Origin of the sequence: Burkholderia savannae (genome assembly GCF_001524445.2) — a bacterium.
GTDB classification, from domain to species: Bacteria; Pseudomonadota; Gammaproteobacteria; order Burkholderiales; family Burkholderiaceae; genus Burkholderia; species Burkholderia savannae.
Genome location: NZ_CP013417.1, coordinates 2,141,370 through 2,159,143 on the forward strand (window position 1 = coordinate 2,141,370; position 17,774 = coordinate 2,159,143).

A 17,774-nucleotide genomic window follows, 5' to 3' on the forward strand; every position below is an offset into this window, starting at 1 on the left:
GCAAGGAGTGCGCGGCGCGGTGGCAGTCGGATTAGAACAACGGAAGACCACGATGCGCGGCGCGCCAAACGCCGCGCATCGACATTAGAAGATCACAAGCACAAAGAGGCCCACGAGGAATCACAATGAAATCCAGACACGAATCTTGGATGCTCTTGCTCGCGCTCGTCGCGGCCGCCGGTGCCGCGCATGCGCAGAGCCGCTCGGGCGGCAACCCGCTCGAAGCGCTGCCACAGATCAACACTCCTCAGCGGCCGAGCGTGACCGTGCAGGTCGCGCCGCAGGAAGTCCAGGTGCAGGCGCTGCTCGCGCGGCATCTGACGCCGACCTCGTTCCAGGTCGAAGGCGTCAAGTCGATTCCGTTCGAAGAGATCTCGCAGCGCTTCACGCCGCTCGTCGGCAAGGACATCACGATCGGCCAGTTGATCGAGACGGCGAACGGCGTGACGAAGCTGTATCAGGAGCGCGGCTACGCCCTCTCGTTCGCGTTCATCCCCGCGCAGACGTTCGAAGGCGGCGCCGTGCGCGTGACGGTGGTCGAAGGCTACGTCGCGAACGTGAAGATCACCGGCCGGCCCGGCGCGATGGAACCGAAGGTGCGCGCGATCGCCGCGCACATCATGGATGATCGGCCGCTGCGCCGCGCGACGTTCGAGCGCTACGTGAACACGTTCGGCCTGCTGCCCGGCGTGGCCGTCAAGGCGAACGTGCCGCCGCCGCAGAACACCGACGGCGCGACGACGCTCGAGCTGAACGTCGATCGCAAGCCGTTCAACGTGAGCGCGGGGCTCAATACGAACAACCCTGGTCTGCAGGGGCTCTTCACGATGACCGAGAACGGCCTCACGTCGCTCGGCGAGCAGATGAGCATCTCCGCGCTGTTCCCGAAGGGGCCGAACAACCAGACGTACGTGTCGTTTAGCGGCGCCGTGCCGATCGGCAGCAACGGCCTCGTCACGCGCCTCGACGCGAGCCACTACCGCGGCAATCCGTCCGTCGACCAGACCGTGCTGCCGAACGTCCAGCGCACCGTGATCAACGACAAGCTCGGCCTGTCCGCATCGTATCCGCTGATGCTGAGCAATCAGCGCAGTCTGCTCGGCACGGTGTCGGGCTATGCGTCGCACAGCGAGGATCGCTACCAGAACCAGATCACCGGCGCGATGATCGGCACGCGCTCGCAGGTGCGCGTGCTGCAAATGCAGCTCGACTACACGAGCGTGCAGCCGAAACAAGTGCAGAAGCTGAGCTTCAATGTCGCGAAGGCGTTCGACATTCTCGGCGCGTCGAAATCGGGCATCACGAACATCCCGGGCGTCGTCGCGACGAATCCCGCGTCGACGACGTTCGTGCGCACCGGCGCGACCTTCGTGCAGACGAACGAGTGGCCGTTCAAGATCGGCTCGACCGTGCAGCTCACCGGCCAGTACAGCCCGGATTCGCTGCCGACCACCGAGCAGATCTCGTTCGGCGCGCAGCGCTTCGCGCTCGGCTATCAACCGGGCGAGACGTCGGGCGATTCGGGATGGGGCGCGTCGCTCGAGCTCAATCGCGCATTCGCGCCGGGCTTCACGTACCTGAAGAGCATCACGCCATACGTCGCGTACGACATGGCGCGCGTGTATCTGCATTCGGGCACGCCGGTGCCGCACCGCCTGTCGTCGGTCGCGCTCGGCGTGCGATTGACCGACAGCCGCTTCTACAATCTTGACGTGTCGATCGCGAAACCCGTCGGCGATGCGCCGATCGAAAGCGCGTCGCGCAGCCCGCGCGTGAACGCATCGTTCTCGTATCAGCTCTACTGACGCGCTCGCGCCCTTCCCGCTGCGCTCACGCGGCCCGTCGAGATCCGGCGGGCCGCGCGCGTTTTCAGTTTTTCATTTCGCATCGGTGCTTCGATTAGAAGCACTTGTATCAAACGCGATGCGCAGATTCACGTATTCTGCGCACAGCTCGCATGCAACGCCGTTCGACGCAAACGGCCCGCGAGCCGACGAAAACGACATCGTGCGATCCAAGGAGGAAGACATGTTTCAAATGACTCGTTCACTGCGCTCGTTCACCGTGGCAGGCGCGCTGCTCGCATGCGCCGCGAGCGCACTCGCTCAAGCGAACAGCCCCATCGGCACGTGGCAGACGATCGACGACCACACGGGCAAGCCGAAGGCGCTCGTGCAGATCAGCGAAGACGCGAGCGGCGAGCTGTCGGGCAAGGTCGTCAAGGGCCTCGGCGAGAACGACACGCCGGATCGCCGCTGCACCGCGTGCTCCGACGAGCGCAAGGATCAGCTGATCAAGGGCATGACGATCATCAAGGCGATGAAGAAGGAAGGCGAAGGCTGGGACGGCGGCAACATCCTCGACCCGGAAAACGGCAAGGTCTACAAGTGCAAGATGACGCTCGAGGAAGGCGGCCAGAAGCTCGTCGTGCGCGGCTACATCGGCGTGTCGCTGCTCGGCCGCTCGCAGACCTGGATGCGCGCGCAGTAACGCGCCTCGCACGTCGGCCTCGTCGCGCCGACATTGCCGCTCGCGCGCCGGGTCTCGCGAGCGAGCGCCGAGCGACGAAAACAAAACCGGCCTGTGCGTTTGCGCCAGGCCGGTTTTTTCATGCGCGCGGCATGCCGCCCGCGACGCGTCAGACAACGTGCTCGAGCGTGCAATCGAGACGCGGCGCGGTCGATGTCGTCGACGCTGCGACGCTGCGCGCGTGAGCCGCTTTCGAGCGCGCATGCGTGCGCATGCGCATCGTCATCAGCTCGCACAGATCCTCGCTCTCCGCGCCGAACAATTCGACGAGCACGCGCTTCAACGCACCCGATTCGTGCCACGCCTTGAAGCGGCGATGACACGTCTGATACGCGGGAAAACGGCGCGGCATCGCCGACCAGTTCGCGCCGCTGTAGATCACCCACAGCACGCCGTTGAGCACCGCGCGCGTATCCGCGAGCGGTCTGCCGCGCATCTCCTTGCGCGGGCGCAGCTCGGGCAGCAAGGGAGCGACGCGCTGCCACTCCTCATCGGTTATATCGCGATACGGCGTCATGTGTTTCTCCGTTCATGAAGAACATGGCGCAACGATATCGAGACGAGCCGGCGTTGGAAACACGGCGCGCGCCGATTTAAGAATAGTTAATACCGAATTAACCGAAGTTAACCGTCTGACGCGCTTTTCGAATTCGGGTCGGGTCATTCGGGGCGCGCGAGGCGCGATGCGCGCCCGCCGCCCCGGCGGTTCGGATCAGGTGAGCGACGTATCGATCAGGCGGCGCGGCGCCTCGAGATACTCCTTCGACTGCATCTCGACGATCCGCGAGACCGTGCGGCTGAATTCGTTCGCCATCGGTCCTTCGATGTACAGATCTTCCGCGGCCACCGCGGCCGACATCAGCAGCTTCACCTTGTGGTCGTACAGCACGTCGATGAGCCACGTGAAGCGGCGCGCTTCGGACGCCATCCGCGGCGACATCTGCGGCACTTCCGACAGCACGATCGCGTGAAAGCGGCTCGCGAGCTCGAGATAATCGTTTTGCGAGCGCGGGCCGCCGCAGAGCGTCGCGAAATCGAACCAGACGACGCCGTCCGCGCGGCGCAGCGCCTTGATCTCGCGCTTCTCGATGTGCAGGATCGGGCTCTCGTCCGGCACCGCGGCGAGCTGGCCGAACGCATGGCGCAGCGCGCGATCGGCGTCCGCGCCGAGCGGCGTGTGATACATCCGCACCTGCGTGAGCGTGCGCTGCCGATAGTCGACGCCCCCGTCGACGTTCAGCACGTCGAGCCTGTCCTTCAGAAGCGCGATCGCGGGCAGCATCCGGTCGCGATGCAGGCCGTCGGGGTACAGATCGTCCGGGTCGTAATTGGACGTCATCACGAACTGCACGCCGTTCGAAAACAGCCGGTCGAGCAGCCGGTACAGGATCATCGCGTCGGCGATGTCGGACACGTGAAATTCGTCGAAGCAGATGAGCCGGTAGCGCTTCGCGATCCGGCGCGCGAGCTCGTCGAGCGGATCGGCCTGCCCTTTCAGCTCTTCGAGCTCGCGATGCACCTCGCGCATGAACTCGTGGAAATGCAGCCGCGTCTTGCGCTGCACCGGCACGATCGCATAGAAGCTGTCCATCAGGAAGCTCTTGCCGCGCCCGACGCCGCCCCACATGTAGACGCCGCGCGGCAAATCCGGGCGTATGACGAGTTTCTTGAACGCATTCGAGCGACGCGCCTTGTAGGCGACCCATTCGGCGTAGCAGCGCTGCAGGCGTTCGACCGCGGCGCGCTGCGCGGCATCGGACTGATAGCCGCGCGTCTTCAGCTCGTGCTCGTAGTATTCGGTGACGTTCATCATGCAAACCGGCAAAAATGAAGGCGAGCGGGAAATCCCGCCCGCCTTCGCCGAGAGACAGCGACGCCGGCCGCGACGGCCGGCGCGCGGTGCTGCGTTTTCGCGCTTAGCTGTTGAGCGAGCGCTTGTCGACGGCGAGCGCCGCTTCGCGCATCACTTCGGACATCGACGGATGCGGGTGGCAAATGCGGGCGATGTCTTCCGACGCCGCCTTGAACTCCATCGCCACCACGGCTTCCGCGATCAGGTCCGACGCGTTCGCGGCGATCACGTGCACGCCGAGCAGCTCGTCGGTCTTCGCATCCGCGATCATCTTCACGAAGCCGTCCGGCGCGTTCATGCCGAGCGCGCGGCCGTTGATCGAGAACGGGAACTTGCCCGACTTGATCTCGCGGCCTTCGGCCTTCAGTTGCTGCTCCGTCTTGCCGACCCACGCGATTTCCGGGTGCGTGTAGATCACCCACGGAATGCAGTTGTAGTCGATGTGCGGCTTCTGGCCGTCGATCACTTCCGCGACGAGCACGCCTTCGTCTTCCGCCTTGTGCGCGAGCATCGGGCCGCGCACGACGTCGCCGATCGCGTAGACGTTCGGCACCGCGGTGCGGCAGTGGTCGTCGACGTCGATGAAGCCGCGCTCGTTCGCCTTCAGGCCGATCGACTCGAGGCCGAGGTCGTCGGTGTTCGGCACGCGGCCCACCGACACGATCAGGCGGTCGGCGTCGAGCGTCTGCGCGTTGCCGTCCTTGTCCGTGTACGCGATCGACACGCCGTTCGCGCTCGTCTTCACTTCGCCGATCGTCACGCCGAGGTTGATGTCGAGGCCCTGCTTCTTGAACAGCTTCGCCGCTTCCTTCGCGAGCGCTTCGTCGGCCGCGCCGAGGAACGCCGGCAGCGCCTCGAGCACCGTCACTTCGGCGCCGAGGCGGCGCCACACCGAGCCGAGCTCGAGGCCGATCACGCCCGCGCCGATCACGGCGAGCTTCTTCGGCACCGTGTCGAACGTCAGCGCGCCTTCGTTGTCCGCGACGATCGTGTTGTCGACGGGCACGTTCGGCAGGTGACGCGCCTTCGAGCCCGTCGCGATGATCACGTTCTTCGCGGTGACGACTTCGGTTTCGCCCTCGCCGCTCACTTCGATCTGCACGCCGGCATCGGTCTTGCCGGTGAACTTGCCGTGGCCCTTGAGCCACGTGATCTTGTTCTTCTTGAACAGGAACTCGATCCCGCCCGTCATCTTCTCGACGATCGCGTCCTTGCGCACGAGCATCTTCGCGACGTCGATCTTCACGCCGTCGACGCTGATGCCGTGGTCGGCGAGGTGGTGCTGCGCGTTCTCGAACTCCTCCGACGAAGCGAGGAGCGCCTTCGACGGGATGCAGCCGACGTTCAGGCACGTGCCGCCCAGCTTCAGCGTGCCGGCCGGGTTCTTCCATTTCTCGATACAGGCAACGGTCTTGCCCAGTTGCGCGGCGCGGATCGCGGCGATGTAGCCGCCCGGGCCCGCGCCGATCACGACGACGTCAAATTCCTTCGACATGACAATCCTTTGGTTTGGCTCCGGCAAGCCGAGCAGGCGCCTCGCAATGGGCGCCCGCGCGGCCCGCCGAAGCGGTTCGATACGGTGTGAAAAGCGTGCTTACAGGTCGAGCAGCAAGCGCGCCGGATCTTCGAGCGCGTCCTTCATCGCGACGAGCGACAGCACCGCTTCGCGGCCGTCGATGATCCGGTGGTCGTACGACAGCGCCAGGTAGTTGATCGGACGGATCACGATCTGGCCGTTTTCGACGACAGGGCGCTCCTTCGTCGCGTGCACGCCGAGGATGGCCGACTGCGGCGGGTTGATGATCGGGGTCGACAGCATCGAGCCGAACACGCCGCCGTTCGAGATCGAGAACGTACCGCCCGTCATTTCCTCGATCGACAGCTTGCCGTCCTTCGCCTTCTGGCCGAATTCGGCGATCTTCTTCTCGATGTCGGCGAGGCTCAGTTGATCCGCGTTGCGCAGGATCGGCACCACGAGGCCGCGCGGCGAGCCGACGGCGATGCCGATGTCGAAGTAGCCGTGATAGACGATGTCGTTGCCGTCGATCGACGCGTTCACGAGCGGGAACTTCTTCAGCGCGTGCACGGCGGCCTTCACGAAGAACGACATGAAGCCGAGCTTCACGCCGTGCTCCTTCTCGAACTTGTCCTTGTACTTCGCGCGCAGATCCATGACGGGCTGCATGTTCACTTCGTTGAACGTCGTCAGGATCGCGTTGGTCTGCTGCGACTCGAGCAGACGCTCGGCGATGCGTGCGCGCAGGCGCGACATCGGCACGCGCTGCTCCGGACGGTCGTTGAGCCACGTCGTCGCCGACGCCGGCACCTTCACTTCCGGCAGCGACGGCTTCGCGGCGGCGGTCTTCGCCGGTGCGGCAGCCGGTGCGGCCTTCGGCGCGCCTGCGGCCAGCGCGTCGCCCTTCGTGATGCGGCCGTCGCGGCCCGAACCTGCGACGTCGCCGGCCGACAGGCCCTTCTCGGCCAGCAGCTTCGACGCGGCCGGCGATGCCGCCGCCGAGCTCGACGCCGTCGCGGCGGCCGGCTGCGCGGCCGGCGCCGGTGCGGCTGCGGCGGGCGCCGCCGCCGGCTTGACTTCGGCTGCACCTGCCGCCGCTTCGGCGGCACCTGCCTTCGCTTCGGTGTCGATCGTCGCGATCACCTGGTCGGCGACAACCGTGTCGCCGTCGTTCTGCAGCACTTGCGCGAGCACGCCCGCGGCGGGCGCCGGCACTTCGAGGACGACCTTGTCGGTTTCGAGCTCGATCAGGATTTCGTCTTGCGCGACGGCCTCGCCGGGCTTCTTCTTCCACTGCAGCATGGTCGCTTCCGAAACCGATTCGGAGAGCTGGGGGACTTTGACTTCTACGATAGCCATGTGAATTTCCTGGATGCTTAATCTGGGTAACGACGAGGCGTCTGCGAGCGCTGTCGAGTGTCGCGGCGCGCGGCGCCTGCGGTCGAAAGCGCGCGGGAAAGCGCATCGCGCCTTCCCGCTTCGCTACGCCTCTTTATTTCGCGATCGATGCGCTCTTCAAGCGGCCGAATGCGCCTTCGACGAGGGCCTTCTGCTGCTCGTAGTGCTTCGCGTAATAGCCGACAGCCGGCGAGGCGGAAGCCGGGCGGCCGCTGTACGCGAGCTTCTGCCCTTCCTTCATGCCTTCCTTCAGGTGGTGTTCGACGTAGAACCACGGCCCCTGATTTTGCGGCTCGTCCTGCACCCAGACCACTTCCGTCGCGTTCTCGTACTTCTTCATTTCCGCTTCGAACTGCTTGTGCGCGAACGGATACAGCTGCTCGATCCGGATGATCGCGACGTCGTTCGCCTTCGCTTCGCGGCGATGCGCGACGAGGTCGTAATACACGCGGCCCGAGCACGCGACCACGCGCTTGACCTTCTTCGCGTCGATGCCGCCGTCGACTTCGCCCAGCACCGGCTGGAACGAACCCTTCGCGAGCTCCGACAGGTCCGACACCGCTTCCTTGTGGCGCAGCAGCGACTTCGGCGTCGCGACGATGAGCGGCTTGCGGAACAGGCGGATCATCTGGCGGCGCAGCAGGTGGAAGATCTGCGCGGGCGTCGTCGGCTGGACGACCTGCATGTTGTGCTCCGCGCACAGCTGCAGATAGCGTTCGATGCGCGCCGACGAGTGCTCCGGCCCCTGGCCTTCATAGCCGTGCGGCAGCAGCATCGTGAGACCCGACACGCGGCCCCACTTCACTTCGCCCGACGAGATGAACTGGTCGATCACGACCTGCGCGCCGTTCGCGAAATCGCCGAACTGCGCTTCCCACAGCACGAGCGTATTCGGCTCGGCGGTCGAGTAGCCGTATTCGAAGCCGAGCACCGCCTCTTCGGACAGCACCGAGTCGATCACGTTGAACTTCGCCTGGCCTTCCGAGATGTTCTGCAGCGGCACGTACGTGCCGTCGTTCCAGCGCTCGCGGTTCTGGTCGTGCAGCACCGCGTGACGGTGCGTGAACGTACCGCGGCCCGAGTCCTGGCCCGTCAGGCGAACGGCGTAGCCCGACGCGACGAGCGACGCGTACGCGAGATGCTCGCCCATGCCCCAGTCGAGCGGCTGATCGCCGCGCGCCATGTTGCGGCGATCGTTGATCACGCGCTCGACGAGCGGGTGAACCTTGAAGTTTTCCGGCACCGTCGTGATGCGTTCGCCGAGGCGCTTCAACTCGGCGAGCGGCACCGCGGTGTCGGCCGCGTCCGTCCACTTGCGGTTCAGGAACGGCATCCAGTCGACCGCGTACTTGCTCTTGTAGTTCGACAGCACCGGATCGACCGTGTGATGGCCGTCGTCCATCGCCTTGCGGTACGCCTTCACGAAGCCGTCGCCTTCTTCGGCCGTGATCACGCCCTGCTGCACGAGCTTCTCCGCGTACAGCGCGCGGGTGCCCGGGTGCTGCGCGATCTTCTTGTACATCAGCGGCTGCGTGACGGCCGGCGTGTCCTGCTCGTTGTGGCCGAGCTTGCGGAAGCAGACGATGTCGATCACGACATCCTTGTGGAACTGCATCCGGTAGTCGATCGCGATCTGCGTCGCGAGGACGACCGCTTCCGGATCGTCGCCGTTCACGTGCAACACCGGCGCCTCGATCATCTTGACGACGTCCGTGCAGTACAGCGTCGAGCGCGCGTCGCGCGGGTCCGACGTCGTGAAGCCGATCTGGTTGTTGATGACGATGTGCAGCGTGCCGTGCGTGCCGTAGCCGCGCGTCTGCGCGAGGTTCAGCGTTTCCATCACGACGCCCTGGCCGGCGAACGCCGCGTCGCCGTGAATCTGCACGGGCAGCACTTGCAGGCCGTCGGCGTCGCCGCGGCGATCCATCCGCGCCTTCGCGGAACCTTCGACCACCGGGTTCACGATTTCGAGGTGCGACGGGTTGAACGCGAGCGACAGATGCACCGGGCCGCCTTGCGTCGCGATGTCCGACGAGAAGCCCTTGTGGTACTTCACGTCGCCTGCCGGCAGGTCGTCGACGTGCTTGCCTTCGAATTCGGCGAAGAGATCCGCCGGCATCTTGCCGAGCGTGTTCACGAGCACGTTCAGCCGGCCGCGGTGCGCCATGCCGATGACGATTTCCTGCACGCCCTTCGAGCCCGCGTGCTGGACGACTTCGTCCATCGCCGCGATGAAGCTCTCGCCGCCTTCGAGCGAGAAGCGCTTCTGGCCGACGTACTTCGTGTGCAGGTAGCGTTCGAGGCCTTCGCCGGCCGTCAGGCGGTTCAGGATGTGCTTCTTCTCGTCAGCCGAGAAGTTCGGCGTCGCGCGGGTCGACTCGAGGCGCTCCTGCCACCAGCGCTTCTGCTCGGGATCGCTGATGTACATGTACTCGGCGCCGATCGTGCCGCAGTACGTGTCGCGCAGCCCCTTGACGATGTCGCGCAGCGACGCCTGCTCGAACCCGAAATACAGGTTGCTCGCGCTGAACGTCTGGTCGAGGTCGGCTTCGGAGAAATCGTAGAACGCGGGTTCCAGCTCGGGAATCGCGGGGCGTTCGCGGCGCTTCAGGGGATCGAGGTTGGCCCATTGCGAGCCGAGGAAGCGATACGCGCTGATGAGAGACTGAACGTGGACTTGCTTGCGGGCGGTGGCGAGATTGGCACCGCTTTCGCGCGGAATGAAAGCGTTGGCTTTCGCGCGCTGGGCGAACGACTCGACGATCGGGTTGTGAGCCACGTCGTTCGCGTTCGAACCGTCGGTTGCGGGGACGTTCTGCAGCGCGTCGAAATATTCGCGCCAGTTATCCGGCACCGACGCCGGGTTATCCAAATAGGCTTCGTACAGTTCTTCAACATACGAAGCATTGCCGCCGAACAAATACGAGTTCAGCTGGAACTGCTTCATTACATCTGACATTTGACGCTCACCTTTCTTCGAGCTTCTCGAGAAATAGCGGGTTACTCAACCTTCCGCGACACGGCCTGACCGTTTAGCGGATTGCGCGAATCAAGTCTTGCTTGGAAGGACCTAAAACTTGCGTGCGCGCAGCATAGCACAAAAAAACCTGCGGCGAACGCGGCGATAGCGCCCTGAAAGCCCGTCCAGACGGGCTTTCGCGCCGGTCGCGGCGATTCCGCCGGCACCGCGCAACACTGTTTTACAAACGGCGCGCCCGCCCCTTCGCGCGGATACGAAAAAGCCGCCCGAAGGCGGCCTTCCGATGCACGGCGAATGCCGTGCGAAACGCGCGCGGGCGGGCCGCCCGCCGAACGCTCAGCCGGCCTCGGCCTCGCGGCTCGCGCGGCGGCGCTCGTGCTCCTTCAGGTGACGCTTGCGCAGGCGAATCGACTGCGGCGTCACTTCGACGAGCTCGTCGTCGTCGATGAATTCGACCGCGTATTCGAGCGACATCTGGATCGGCGGCACGAGGCGCACCGCCTCGTCGGTGCCCGACGCGCGCACGTTGGTCAGCTGCTTGCCCTTGATCGGGTTCACGACGAGATCGTTGTCGCGGCTGTGGATGCCGATGATCATGCCCTCGTAGAGCGCGTCGCCCGGCTTCACGAACATGCGGCCGCGATCCTGTAGCTTCCACAGCGCATAGGCGACGGCCGCGCCGTCGTCCTGCGAGATCAGCACGCCGTTACGGCGCTCGCCGACCGAACCTTCCCTGACCGGCGCGTACGCATCGAAGATGTGGCTCATCAGGCCCGTGCCGCGCGTGAGCGTCAGGAATTCGCCCTGGAAGCCGATCAGGCCGCGCGCCGGAATCCGGTATTCGAGGCGCGTGCGGCCGCGGCCGTCCGACACCATGTCGAGCATCTCGCCCTTGCGGCGACCGAGCTCCTCCATCACGCCGCCCTGATGCTCGTCCTCGAGGTCGACCGTCAGGAGTTCGTACGGCTCATGCTTGACGCCGTCGATTTCCTGCATCACGACGCGCGGACGCGACACCGCGAGCTCATAGCCTTCGCGGCGCATGTTCTCGACGAGAATCGTCAGGTGCAGCTCGCCGCGGCCCGACACCTCGAACACCGTTTCGTCGCCCGTGTCCTTCACGCGCAGCGCGACGTTGTGGTTCAGCTCCTTCATCAGGCGGTCGCGGATCTGGCGGCTCGTCACGAACTTGCCTTCGCGGCCCGCGAGCGGCGACGAATTGACGAGGAAGTTCATCGTCAGCGTCGGCTCGTCGACGGTGATCATCGGCAACGCTTCGGGCGCGTCGACCGCACAAATCGTCGCGCCGATGCCGACGTCCTCGATCCCGTTGATGAGGACGATGTCGCCCGCCTCGGCCGCCTCGACCTGCACGCGCTCGAGGCCCTGGAACGAGAGCACCTGATTGATCTTGCGGTTCAGCACCTCGCCTTCCGGGCCGAAGCGCATCACGACCGGCTGGCCCGGCTTGATGCGGCCGCGCGTGATGCGGCCGACGCCGATCCGGCCGACGTACGTCGAATAGTCGAGCGACGTGATCTGCAGTTGCAGCGGCGCCTCCGGGTCGGCCGGGCGCACCGGCACGTGCTGGAGGATCGCTTCGAACAGCGGGCGCATGTCGCCTTCGCGCGCGGCCGGGTCGAGCGACGCGTAGCCGTTCAGGCCCGACGCGTAGACGATCGGGAAGTCGAGCTGCTCTTCGGTCGCGCCGAGCTTGTCGAACAGGTCGAACGTCTGGTTGATCACCCAGTCGATGCGCGCGCCCGGACGGTCGATCTTGTTGATGACGACGATCGGCTTCAGGCCGAGCGCGAGCGCCTTCTTCGTGACGAAGCGCGTCTGCGGCATCGGGCCCTCGACCGCGTCGACGAGCAGCAGCACCGAGTCGACCATCGACAGCACGCGCTCCACTTCGCCGCCGAAGTCCGCGTGCCCCGGCGTGTCGACGATGTTGATGTGCGTGCCTTCGTATTCGACCGCGCAGTTCTTCGCGAGAATCGTGATCCCGCGCTCTTTTTCGATGTCGTTCGAATCCATCACCCGTTCTGCGACCTGCTGGTTCTCGCGGAAGGTGCCGGACTGGCGGAGCAGTTGGTCGACGAGCGTCGTCTTGCCGTGGTCGACGTGGGCGATGATGGCGATGTTGCGAAGGGCGCGGGTCATAGAAACCTGAAAACGGATGGAACGCGCAAACGCGCGCGCACCGTTGCCCGATGCGCGCGCGACTTGCAGCTTGGAAAGCCACAAATTATAGCACGTCAAGATGTCGCGGACTGAGCCGTCCGTTGCGACGCGGCATCCGGGCAACCGCGCGCGCGGTTGCCCGGATGCCGATGAACCCACTCGCGTCAGGGCCATTTTTGCAGTCCTGCAACCAAATCGCGCTTCAATTAACATTTGCCGCAGCAACTAAATCGCGCCTATACTGATGCCTAGTCAACTATTGCAGCTTCAGAGAATTTATGTCGGCTCCCTCTTCCTCGCAGCACGACCTGGATCTGTCCCTGTACCAGATCAACGATAGCGTCGGCTACCTGATGTCGCGCGTGAAATCGCTGATGACGAACATGATCACGCAGCGCACGCAGACCGAACTCGGCATTACCGGCACGCAGGCGACGATGCTGTTCATGCTCGCCGTCGGCAAGTGCTCGACGGCGGCCGAACTCGCACGCGAATACGGCATCGACGCGAGCGCGATCACGCGCCTGCTCGACCGCGTCGAGAAGCGCGGCTTGTTGCAGCGGGTGCGCAGCAGCGAGGACCGGCGCGTCGTGCGGCTCGAACTGACCGACGAGGGGCGCGAGCTCACGAAGCGCATGCCGGCCATCTTCCGCAGCGTGCTCGATCAGGTGCTCGACGGCTTCACGCCCGAGGAAGTCGGCTTCCTGAAGAGCATGCTGCGCCGCATTCTCGTGAATTCGGGCGAATGCCCGGGCACGAGCGGAACCCTGTCGTAAATATTGCCGCAACAAGTAATTCAGACAGATAAATGTAAGGAAATCCTTGCAGTGTCCACTATTCACGCCGAATCAGATTCCGAGTCAGGAAACCCAGCAATGAAGACCTTCCCGTTGTCCGCTTGCCGGACCGCCATGGCCGTCGCGGTCGCCGCGCTCGCGCTCGCGGGATGCGCGAACTATTTCGGCATCAAGAGCGACAAGGCGCTCGCCCCCGCGACGCAGTTCGAAAGCGCGCAGAGCCTGCCTGCGCAAGGCGGCCAGTGGCCGTCGCTCGACTGGGCGAACCAGTTCGGCGACCCGCAACTGCCGAAGCTGATCGACGAGGCGCTCGAAGGCAATCCGACGATCGCGCAGGCGCAGGCGCGAATCGCGAAGGCCTCGTCGTACATCGAGACGTCGCGCTCGACGCTCCTGCCGCAGGCGGACGCCAAGTATTCGTGGACCCGCGAGCTGTACTCGGGCAACGCTCTCTTCCCGCCGCCGTTCGGCGGCCAGTGGTACAGCGAGAACAACGCGCTCGCGAGCGCGTCGTGGGAGCTCGACCTGTGGGGCAAGAACCGCGCGCGCCTGCATGCGGCCGTGTCGCAGGAAAAGGCCGCCGAGGCCGACATGCAGCAGGCGCGCGTGACGCTCGCGACGTCGGTCGCGCGCGCCTACAACCAGCTCGCGCAGCTGTACGCGCTGCGCGACATCGCCGGGCGCGAGATCTCGAACCGGCAGACGGTCGGCAAGATCACCGACGATCGCGTCGGCGCGGGCCTCGACACCAACGTCGAGCGCCAGACCGCGCGCGGCAACGTCGCGACGAGTCAGCAGGCGCTGTCCGATCTCGACGGCCAGATCACGAACCTCCGCTATCAGCTCGCCGCGCTGCTCGGCAAGGGCCCGGACCGCGGGCTGCAGATCGCGCAGCCGGTGCTGAGCCCGGGCGGCGCGGTCGCGCTGCCGGACAACCTGCCCGCCGATCTCGTGTCGCGCCGCCCGGACATCGTCGCCGCGCGCTGGCAGGTCGAGGCGGCGATGCACGACGTGAAGGAAGCGAAGGCGGAGTTCTATCCGGACATCAACCTCGCCGCGGGCTTCGGCTTCGACGCCTTCGGCTGGGGCAAATTCCTGAACTTCGCGAGCCGCCAGGCGCAGTTCGGCCCGGCGATCCACCTGCCGATATTCGACGGCGGCGCGCTGCGCGCGCAGTTGAAGGGCCGCTATGCGGACTTCGACCTGTCGGTGGCGAACTACAACCAGACGCTGATCGGCGCGTTCAACGACGTCGCGACGCAAGTCGCGTCGATCCGCTCGATCGACACGCAAATGGGCGACGCGCAGCGCGCGCTCGACGCGTCGACGCGCGCGTACGAGCTCGCCGTGATCCGCTACAAGGCGGGCCTGTCGCCGCAGTTGCAGGTGCTGAACGCGGACAGCAGCCGGCTCGCCGCCGAGCAGACGGTGACGAACCTGAAGATGCGCCGGCGCGACATGCAGATCGGCCTCGTGAAAGCGCTCGGCGGCGGCTTCGACGCGACGGGCACGCGGCTCGCCGCGCCCGCGCCCGCATCGGCGAGCGCCGCCTCCGCGCAGCACGCGTCGAACTGAATTCCCGGATCACACCCGAACCATCGCTTTAATCGCTTTAGATAGAAGACGGAGAAACTCGCCATGAGCGACCCTCAACAAAACGCAGCGCCCGCGCAGCCGCAGAGCAACGGCAAGCGCAAGCGAATGATGACGCTGCTCGTCGCGGTGATCGCGATCGCCGCGATCGCGTACGGCCTTTATTACGTGCTCGTCGCGCGCTTCCACGAAACCACCGACGACGCGTACGTGAACGGCAACGTCGTGCAGATCACGCCGCAGGTGACGGGCACCGTGATCGCGGTGAAGGCGGACGACACGCAAACCGTGAAGGCGGGCGACCCGCTCGTCGTGCTCGATCCGGCCGATTCGCAAGTCGCGCTGCAGCAGGCCGAGGCGAACCTCGCGCAAACGGTGCGCCAGGTGCGCGGCCTCTACGTGAACGACGACCAATACCGCGCCCAGGTCTCGCTGCGCCAGTCGGATCTGTCGAAGGCGCAGGATGACCTGCGTCGCCGGCTCGCCGTCGCGCAGACGGGCGCCGTGTCGCAGGAAGAGATCTCGCACGCGCGCGACGCGGTGAAGGCCGCGCAGGCGTCGCTCGACGCCGCCGAGCAGCAGCTCGCGTCGAATCGCGCGCTCACCGCGAACACGACGATCGCCGATCACCCGAACGTGCTCGCCGCCGCCGCGAAGGTTCGCGACGCGTATCTGAACAACGCGCGCAACACGCTGCCCGCGCCCGTCACGGGCTACGTCGCGAAGCGCTCCGTGCAGGTCGGCCAGCGCGTGTCGCCGGGCACGCCGCTGATGTCGGTCGTGCCGCTCAACGCGGTGTGGGTCGACGCGAACTTCAAGGAAGTGCAGTTGAAGCACATGCGGATCGGCCAGCCGGTCGAGCTGACGGCCGACATCTACGGCTCGTCGGTGCAGTACCACGGCAAGGTGGTCGGCTTCTCGGCCGGCACGGGCGCCGCGTTCTCGCTGCTGCCCGCGCAGAACGCGACGGGCAACTGGATCAAGGTCGTCCAGCGCCTGCCCGTGCGCGTCGAGCTCGATCCGAAGGAGCTGAAGGATCATCCGCTGCGGATCGGCCTGTCGATGCAGGTCGACGTCGACATCAAGAACGAAAGCGGCAACCAGCTTGGCAACGTGCAGAACACCGTGTACGAAACCGACGTGTTCGCGAAGTACGGCGACGAAGCGAACGCCGAGATCGCGCGCATCATCGCGACGAATGCGGGCGGCGGCACGTCGGCCGTCTCGGCCACGCCGGCGCCGGCCGCGAAGGCCGTCGGCCGCACGTCGAACCTGATGTAAGCGCCCCTCGGCCGGACCACGAAGCATGGCACAGCCCCAAGCTCCTCTTCCTCCGCTCAAGGGCGGACAGCTCATACTCGGCACGATCGCGGTATCGCTTGCCGTGTTCATGAACGTGCTCGACACGTCGATCGCCAACGTCGCGATCCCGACGATCTCGGGCGACCTCGGCGTGTCGTCCGACCAGGGCACCTGGGTCATCACGTCGTTCGCGGTCGCGAACGCGATCTCGGTGCCGCTCACGGGCTGGCTCACCGAGCGTATCGGCCAGGTGCGCCTCTTCCTCGCGTCGATCATCCTGTTCGTGATCTCGTCGTGGTTGTGCGGCCTCGCGCCGACGCTGCCGTTTCTGCTCGCGTCGCGCGTGCTGCAGGGCGCGGTAGCCGGGCCGATGATCCCGCTGTCGCAAGCGCTGCTGCTGTCGAGCTATCCGCGCGCGAAAGCGCCGATGGCGCTCGCGCTTTGGTCGATGACGACGCTGATCGCGCCCGTGGCCGGCCCGATTCTCGGCGGCTGGATCTCGGACAATTACTCGTGGCCGTGGATCTTCTACGTGAACATTCCGGTCGGCATCGCCGCCGCGGCCGTCACGTGGATGATCTATCGCAGCCGCGAATCGGCGGTCCGCCGCGCGCCGATCGACGGCGTCGGGCTCGCGCTGCTCGTGATCTGGGTCGGCTCGCTGCAGATCATGCTAGACAAGGGCAAGGATCTCGACTGGTTCGCGTCGACGACGATCGTCGTGCTCGCGCTCACCGCGCTCATCGCATTCGCGTTCTTCGTCGTGTGGGAACTGACGGCCGAGCATCCGGTCGTCGACTTGTCGCTGTTCCGGATGCGCAATTTCTCGGGCGGCACGATCGCGCTGTCGGTCGGCTACGGGCTCTATTTCGGCAACCTCGTGCTGCTGCCGCTGTGGCTGCAGACGCAGATCGGCTACACGGCGACGGACGCCGGGCTCGTGATGGCGCCCGTCGGCTTCTTCGCGATCCTGCTGTCGCCGCTCACGGGTAAGTTCCTGTCGCGCACCGACCCGCGCTACATCGCGACGGCCGCGTTCCTCACGTTCGCGCTGTGCTTCTGGATGCGCTCGCGCTACACGACGGGCGTCGACGAGTGGTCGCTGATGGCGCCGACCTTCGTGCAGGGGATCGCGATGGCGGGCTTCTTCATCCCGCTCGTGTCGATCACGCTGTCCGGCCTGCCCGGCCACCGGATTCCGGCGGCGTCGGGCCTGTCGAACTTCGTGCGGATCATGTGCGGCGGCATCGGGACGTCGATCTTCCAGACCGCGTGGGATCATCGGAACAACTTCCACCACGCGCAGCTCGTCGAGCAGGCGAACCCGTACAACCCGACCTTCAACCAGGCGGTCACGCAGATGGGGCAGCTCGGGCTCACGCGCGACCAGGCGCACGGGCTCATCAACAACATCGCGACGCAGCAGGCCGCGCAACTGGGCGTGAACGATCTGTTCTACATCTCGGCCGCGATCTTCGTGCTGCTCATCGCGCTCATCTGGATCACGAAGCCCGAGCGCGCGGGCGGCGGCGATTCGAGCGCGGCGGCGTCGGCCGCGCACTGAGCGGCGTCCCGCGCCGTTCGCGCGTGCGAAGCAAAACGCCCGGCTTTCGAGCCGGGCGT

The 17,774-nt window shown here is 65.7% G+C and carries 12 protein-coding genes and 1 pseudogene; 7 read left to right on the forward strand and 6 right to left on the reverse strand.

Going from position 1 to position 17,774, the window contains the following annotated elements:
- Positions 1–149: 149 nt before the first annotated feature.
- Both WS78_RS10485 and WS78_RS10495 read left to right on the forward strand, forming a co-directional pair.
- A complete protein-coding gene (locus WS78_RS10485; RefSeq protein ID WP_186448587.1) occupies positions 150–1,805 on the forward strand; it encodes a ShlB/FhaC/HecB family hemolysin secretion/activation protein in 1,656 nt (551 codons plus the stop codon).
- Positions 1,806–2,028: 223 nt separating this feature from the next.
- Entirely contained in the window at positions 2,029–2,490 is a 462-nt protein-coding gene (locus WS78_RS10495; protein WP_059575162.1) for a DUF2147 domain-containing protein, read from the forward strand.
- Between the two features lie 148 nt (positions 2,491–2,638).
- On the opposite strand, the gene WS78_RS10500 is transcribed toward WS78_RS10495, so the two are convergent.
- The 6 genes from WS78_RS10500 to typA form a co-directional block, all read right to left on the reverse strand.
- On the reverse strand, positions 2,639–3,046 hold the full coding sequence (locus tag WS78_RS10500) for a transposase (protein WP_038743244.1): 408 nt from the start codon (positions 3,044–3,046) through the stop codon (positions 2,639–2,641).
- 195 nt (positions 3,047–3,241) lie between these two features.
- Positions 3,242–4,339 (reverse strand): cell division protein ZapE, encoded by a 1,098-nt coding sequence (gene zapE, locus WS78_RS10510; protein ID WP_038743349.1) that lies wholly within the window; start codon positions 4,337–4,339, stop codon positions 3,242–3,244.
- Positions 4,340–4,445: 106 nt separating this feature from the next.
- Complete coding sequence (gene lpdA / locus WS78_RS10515) at positions 4,446–5,876, reverse strand: dihydrolipoyl dehydrogenase (RefSeq protein WP_059575133.1); 1,431 nt, start codon at positions 5,874–5,876, stop codon at positions 4,446–4,448.
- Between the two features lie 99 nt (positions 5,877–5,975).
- Complete coding sequence (gene odhB / locus WS78_RS10520; protein WP_059575136.1) at positions 5,976–7,256, reverse strand: 2-oxoglutarate dehydrogenase complex dihydrolipoyllysine-residue succinyltransferase; 1,281 nt, start codon at positions 7,254–7,256, stop codon at positions 5,976–5,978.
- A gap of 133 nt (positions 7,257–7,389) precedes the next feature.
- Positions 7,390–10,254: a 2-oxoglutarate dehydrogenase E1 component gene (locus WS78_RS10525; RefSeq protein WP_038743250.1), complete on the reverse strand. Its 2,865-nt coding sequence runs from the start codon at positions 10,252–10,254 to the stop codon at positions 7,390–7,392.
- Between the two features lie 357 nt (positions 10,255–10,611).
- On the reverse strand, positions 10,612–12,438 hold the full coding sequence (typA, locus tag WS78_RS10530) for a translational GTPase TypA (RefSeq protein WP_038743252.1): 1,827 nt from the start codon (positions 12,436–12,438) through the stop codon (positions 10,612–10,614).
- On the opposite strand from typA, the pseudogene WS78_RS37525 reads away from it, so the two are divergent.
- The 5 genes and pseudogenes from WS78_RS37525 (at position 12,391) to WS78_RS10555 (ending at position 17,715) form a co-directional block, all read left to right on the forward strand.
- Positions 12,391–12,529, forward strand: a pseudogene (locus WS78_RS37525) (pyridoxal-dependent decarboxylase). The gene typA and the pseudogene WS78_RS37525 overlap by 48 nt on opposite strands.
- 208 nt (positions 12,530–12,737) lie before the next feature.
- Positions 12,738–13,235, forward strand: coding sequence for a MarR family winged helix-turn-helix transcriptional regulator (locus WS78_RS10540; protein ID WP_038743254.1), 498 nt, complete (start codon positions 12,738–12,740; stop codon positions 13,233–13,235).
- A gap of 99 nt (positions 13,236–13,334) precedes the next feature.
- Positions 13,335–14,831, forward strand: coding sequence for an efflux transporter outer membrane subunit (locus tag WS78_RS10545; protein ID WP_059575138.1), 1,497 nt, complete (start codon positions 13,335–13,337; stop codon positions 14,829–14,831).
- Positions 14,832–14,894: 63 nt separating this feature from the next.
- Positions 14,895–16,130 carry an HlyD family secretion protein gene (locus WS78_RS10550; protein ID WP_038743258.1) on the forward strand — a complete coding sequence of 412 codons (1,236 nt, stop codon included), beginning with the start codon at positions 14,895–14,897 and terminating at the stop codon, positions 16,128–16,130.
- Between the two features lie 25 nt (positions 16,131–16,155).
- Positions 16,156–17,715 (forward strand): DHA2 family efflux MFS transporter permease subunit, encoded by a 1,560-nt coding sequence (locus tag WS78_RS10555; protein ID WP_059575140.1) that lies wholly within the window; start codon positions 16,156–16,158, stop codon positions 17,713–17,715.
- The last annotated feature ends 59 nt before the right edge of the window (positions 17,716–17,774 follow it).

Excerpts from the sequence above, each read along its gene's own strand:
- WS78_RS10550 (WP_038743258.1), top strand. The coding sequence starts at position 14,895 with ATGAGCGACCCTCAACAAAACGCAGCGCCCGCGCAGCCGCAGAGCAAC.
- WS78_RS10485 (WP_186448587.1), top strand. The coding sequence starts at position 150 with ATGCTCTTGCTCGCGCTCGTCGCGGCCGCCGGTGCCGCGCATGCGCAG.
- WS78_RS10545 (WP_059575138.1), top strand. The coding sequence starts at position 13,335 with ATGAAGACCTTCCCGTTGTCCGCTTGCCGGACCGCCATGGCCGTCGCG.
- zapE (WP_038743349.1), bottom strand. The coding sequence starts at position 4,339 with ATGAACGTCACCGAATACTACGAGCACGAGCTGAAGACGCGCGGCTAT.
- WS78_RS10540 (WP_038743254.1), top strand. The coding sequence starts at position 12,738 with ATGTCGGCTCCCTCTTCCTCGCAGCACGACCTGGATCTGTCCCTGTAC.
- odhB (WP_059575136.1), bottom strand. The coding sequence starts at position 7,256 with ATGGCTATCGTAGAAGTCAAAGTCCCCCAGCTCTCCGAATCGGTTTCG.
- WS78_RS10555 (WP_059575140.1), top strand. The coding sequence starts at position 16,156 with ATGGCACAGCCCCAAGCTCCTCTTCCTCCGCTCAAGGGCGGACAGCTC.
- lpdA (WP_059575133.1), bottom strand. The coding sequence starts at position 5,876 with ATGTCGAAGGAATTTGACGTCGTCGTGATCGGCGCGGGCCCGGGCGGC.
- WS78_RS10525 (WP_038743250.1), bottom strand. The coding sequence starts at position 10,254 with ATGTCAGATGTAATGAAGCAGTTCCAGCTGAACTCGTATTTGTTCGGC.
- typA (WP_038743252.1), bottom strand. The coding sequence starts at position 12,438 with ATGACCCGCGCCCTTCGCAACATCGCCATCATCGCCCACGTCGACCAC.
- WS78_RS10495 (WP_059575162.1), top strand. The coding sequence starts at position 2,029 with ATGTTTCAAATGACTCGTTCACTGCGCTCGTTCACCGTGGCAGGCGCG.
- WS78_RS10500 (WP_038743244.1), bottom strand. The coding sequence starts at position 3,046 with ATGACGCCGTATCGCGATATAACCGATGAGGAGTGGCAGCGCGTCGCT.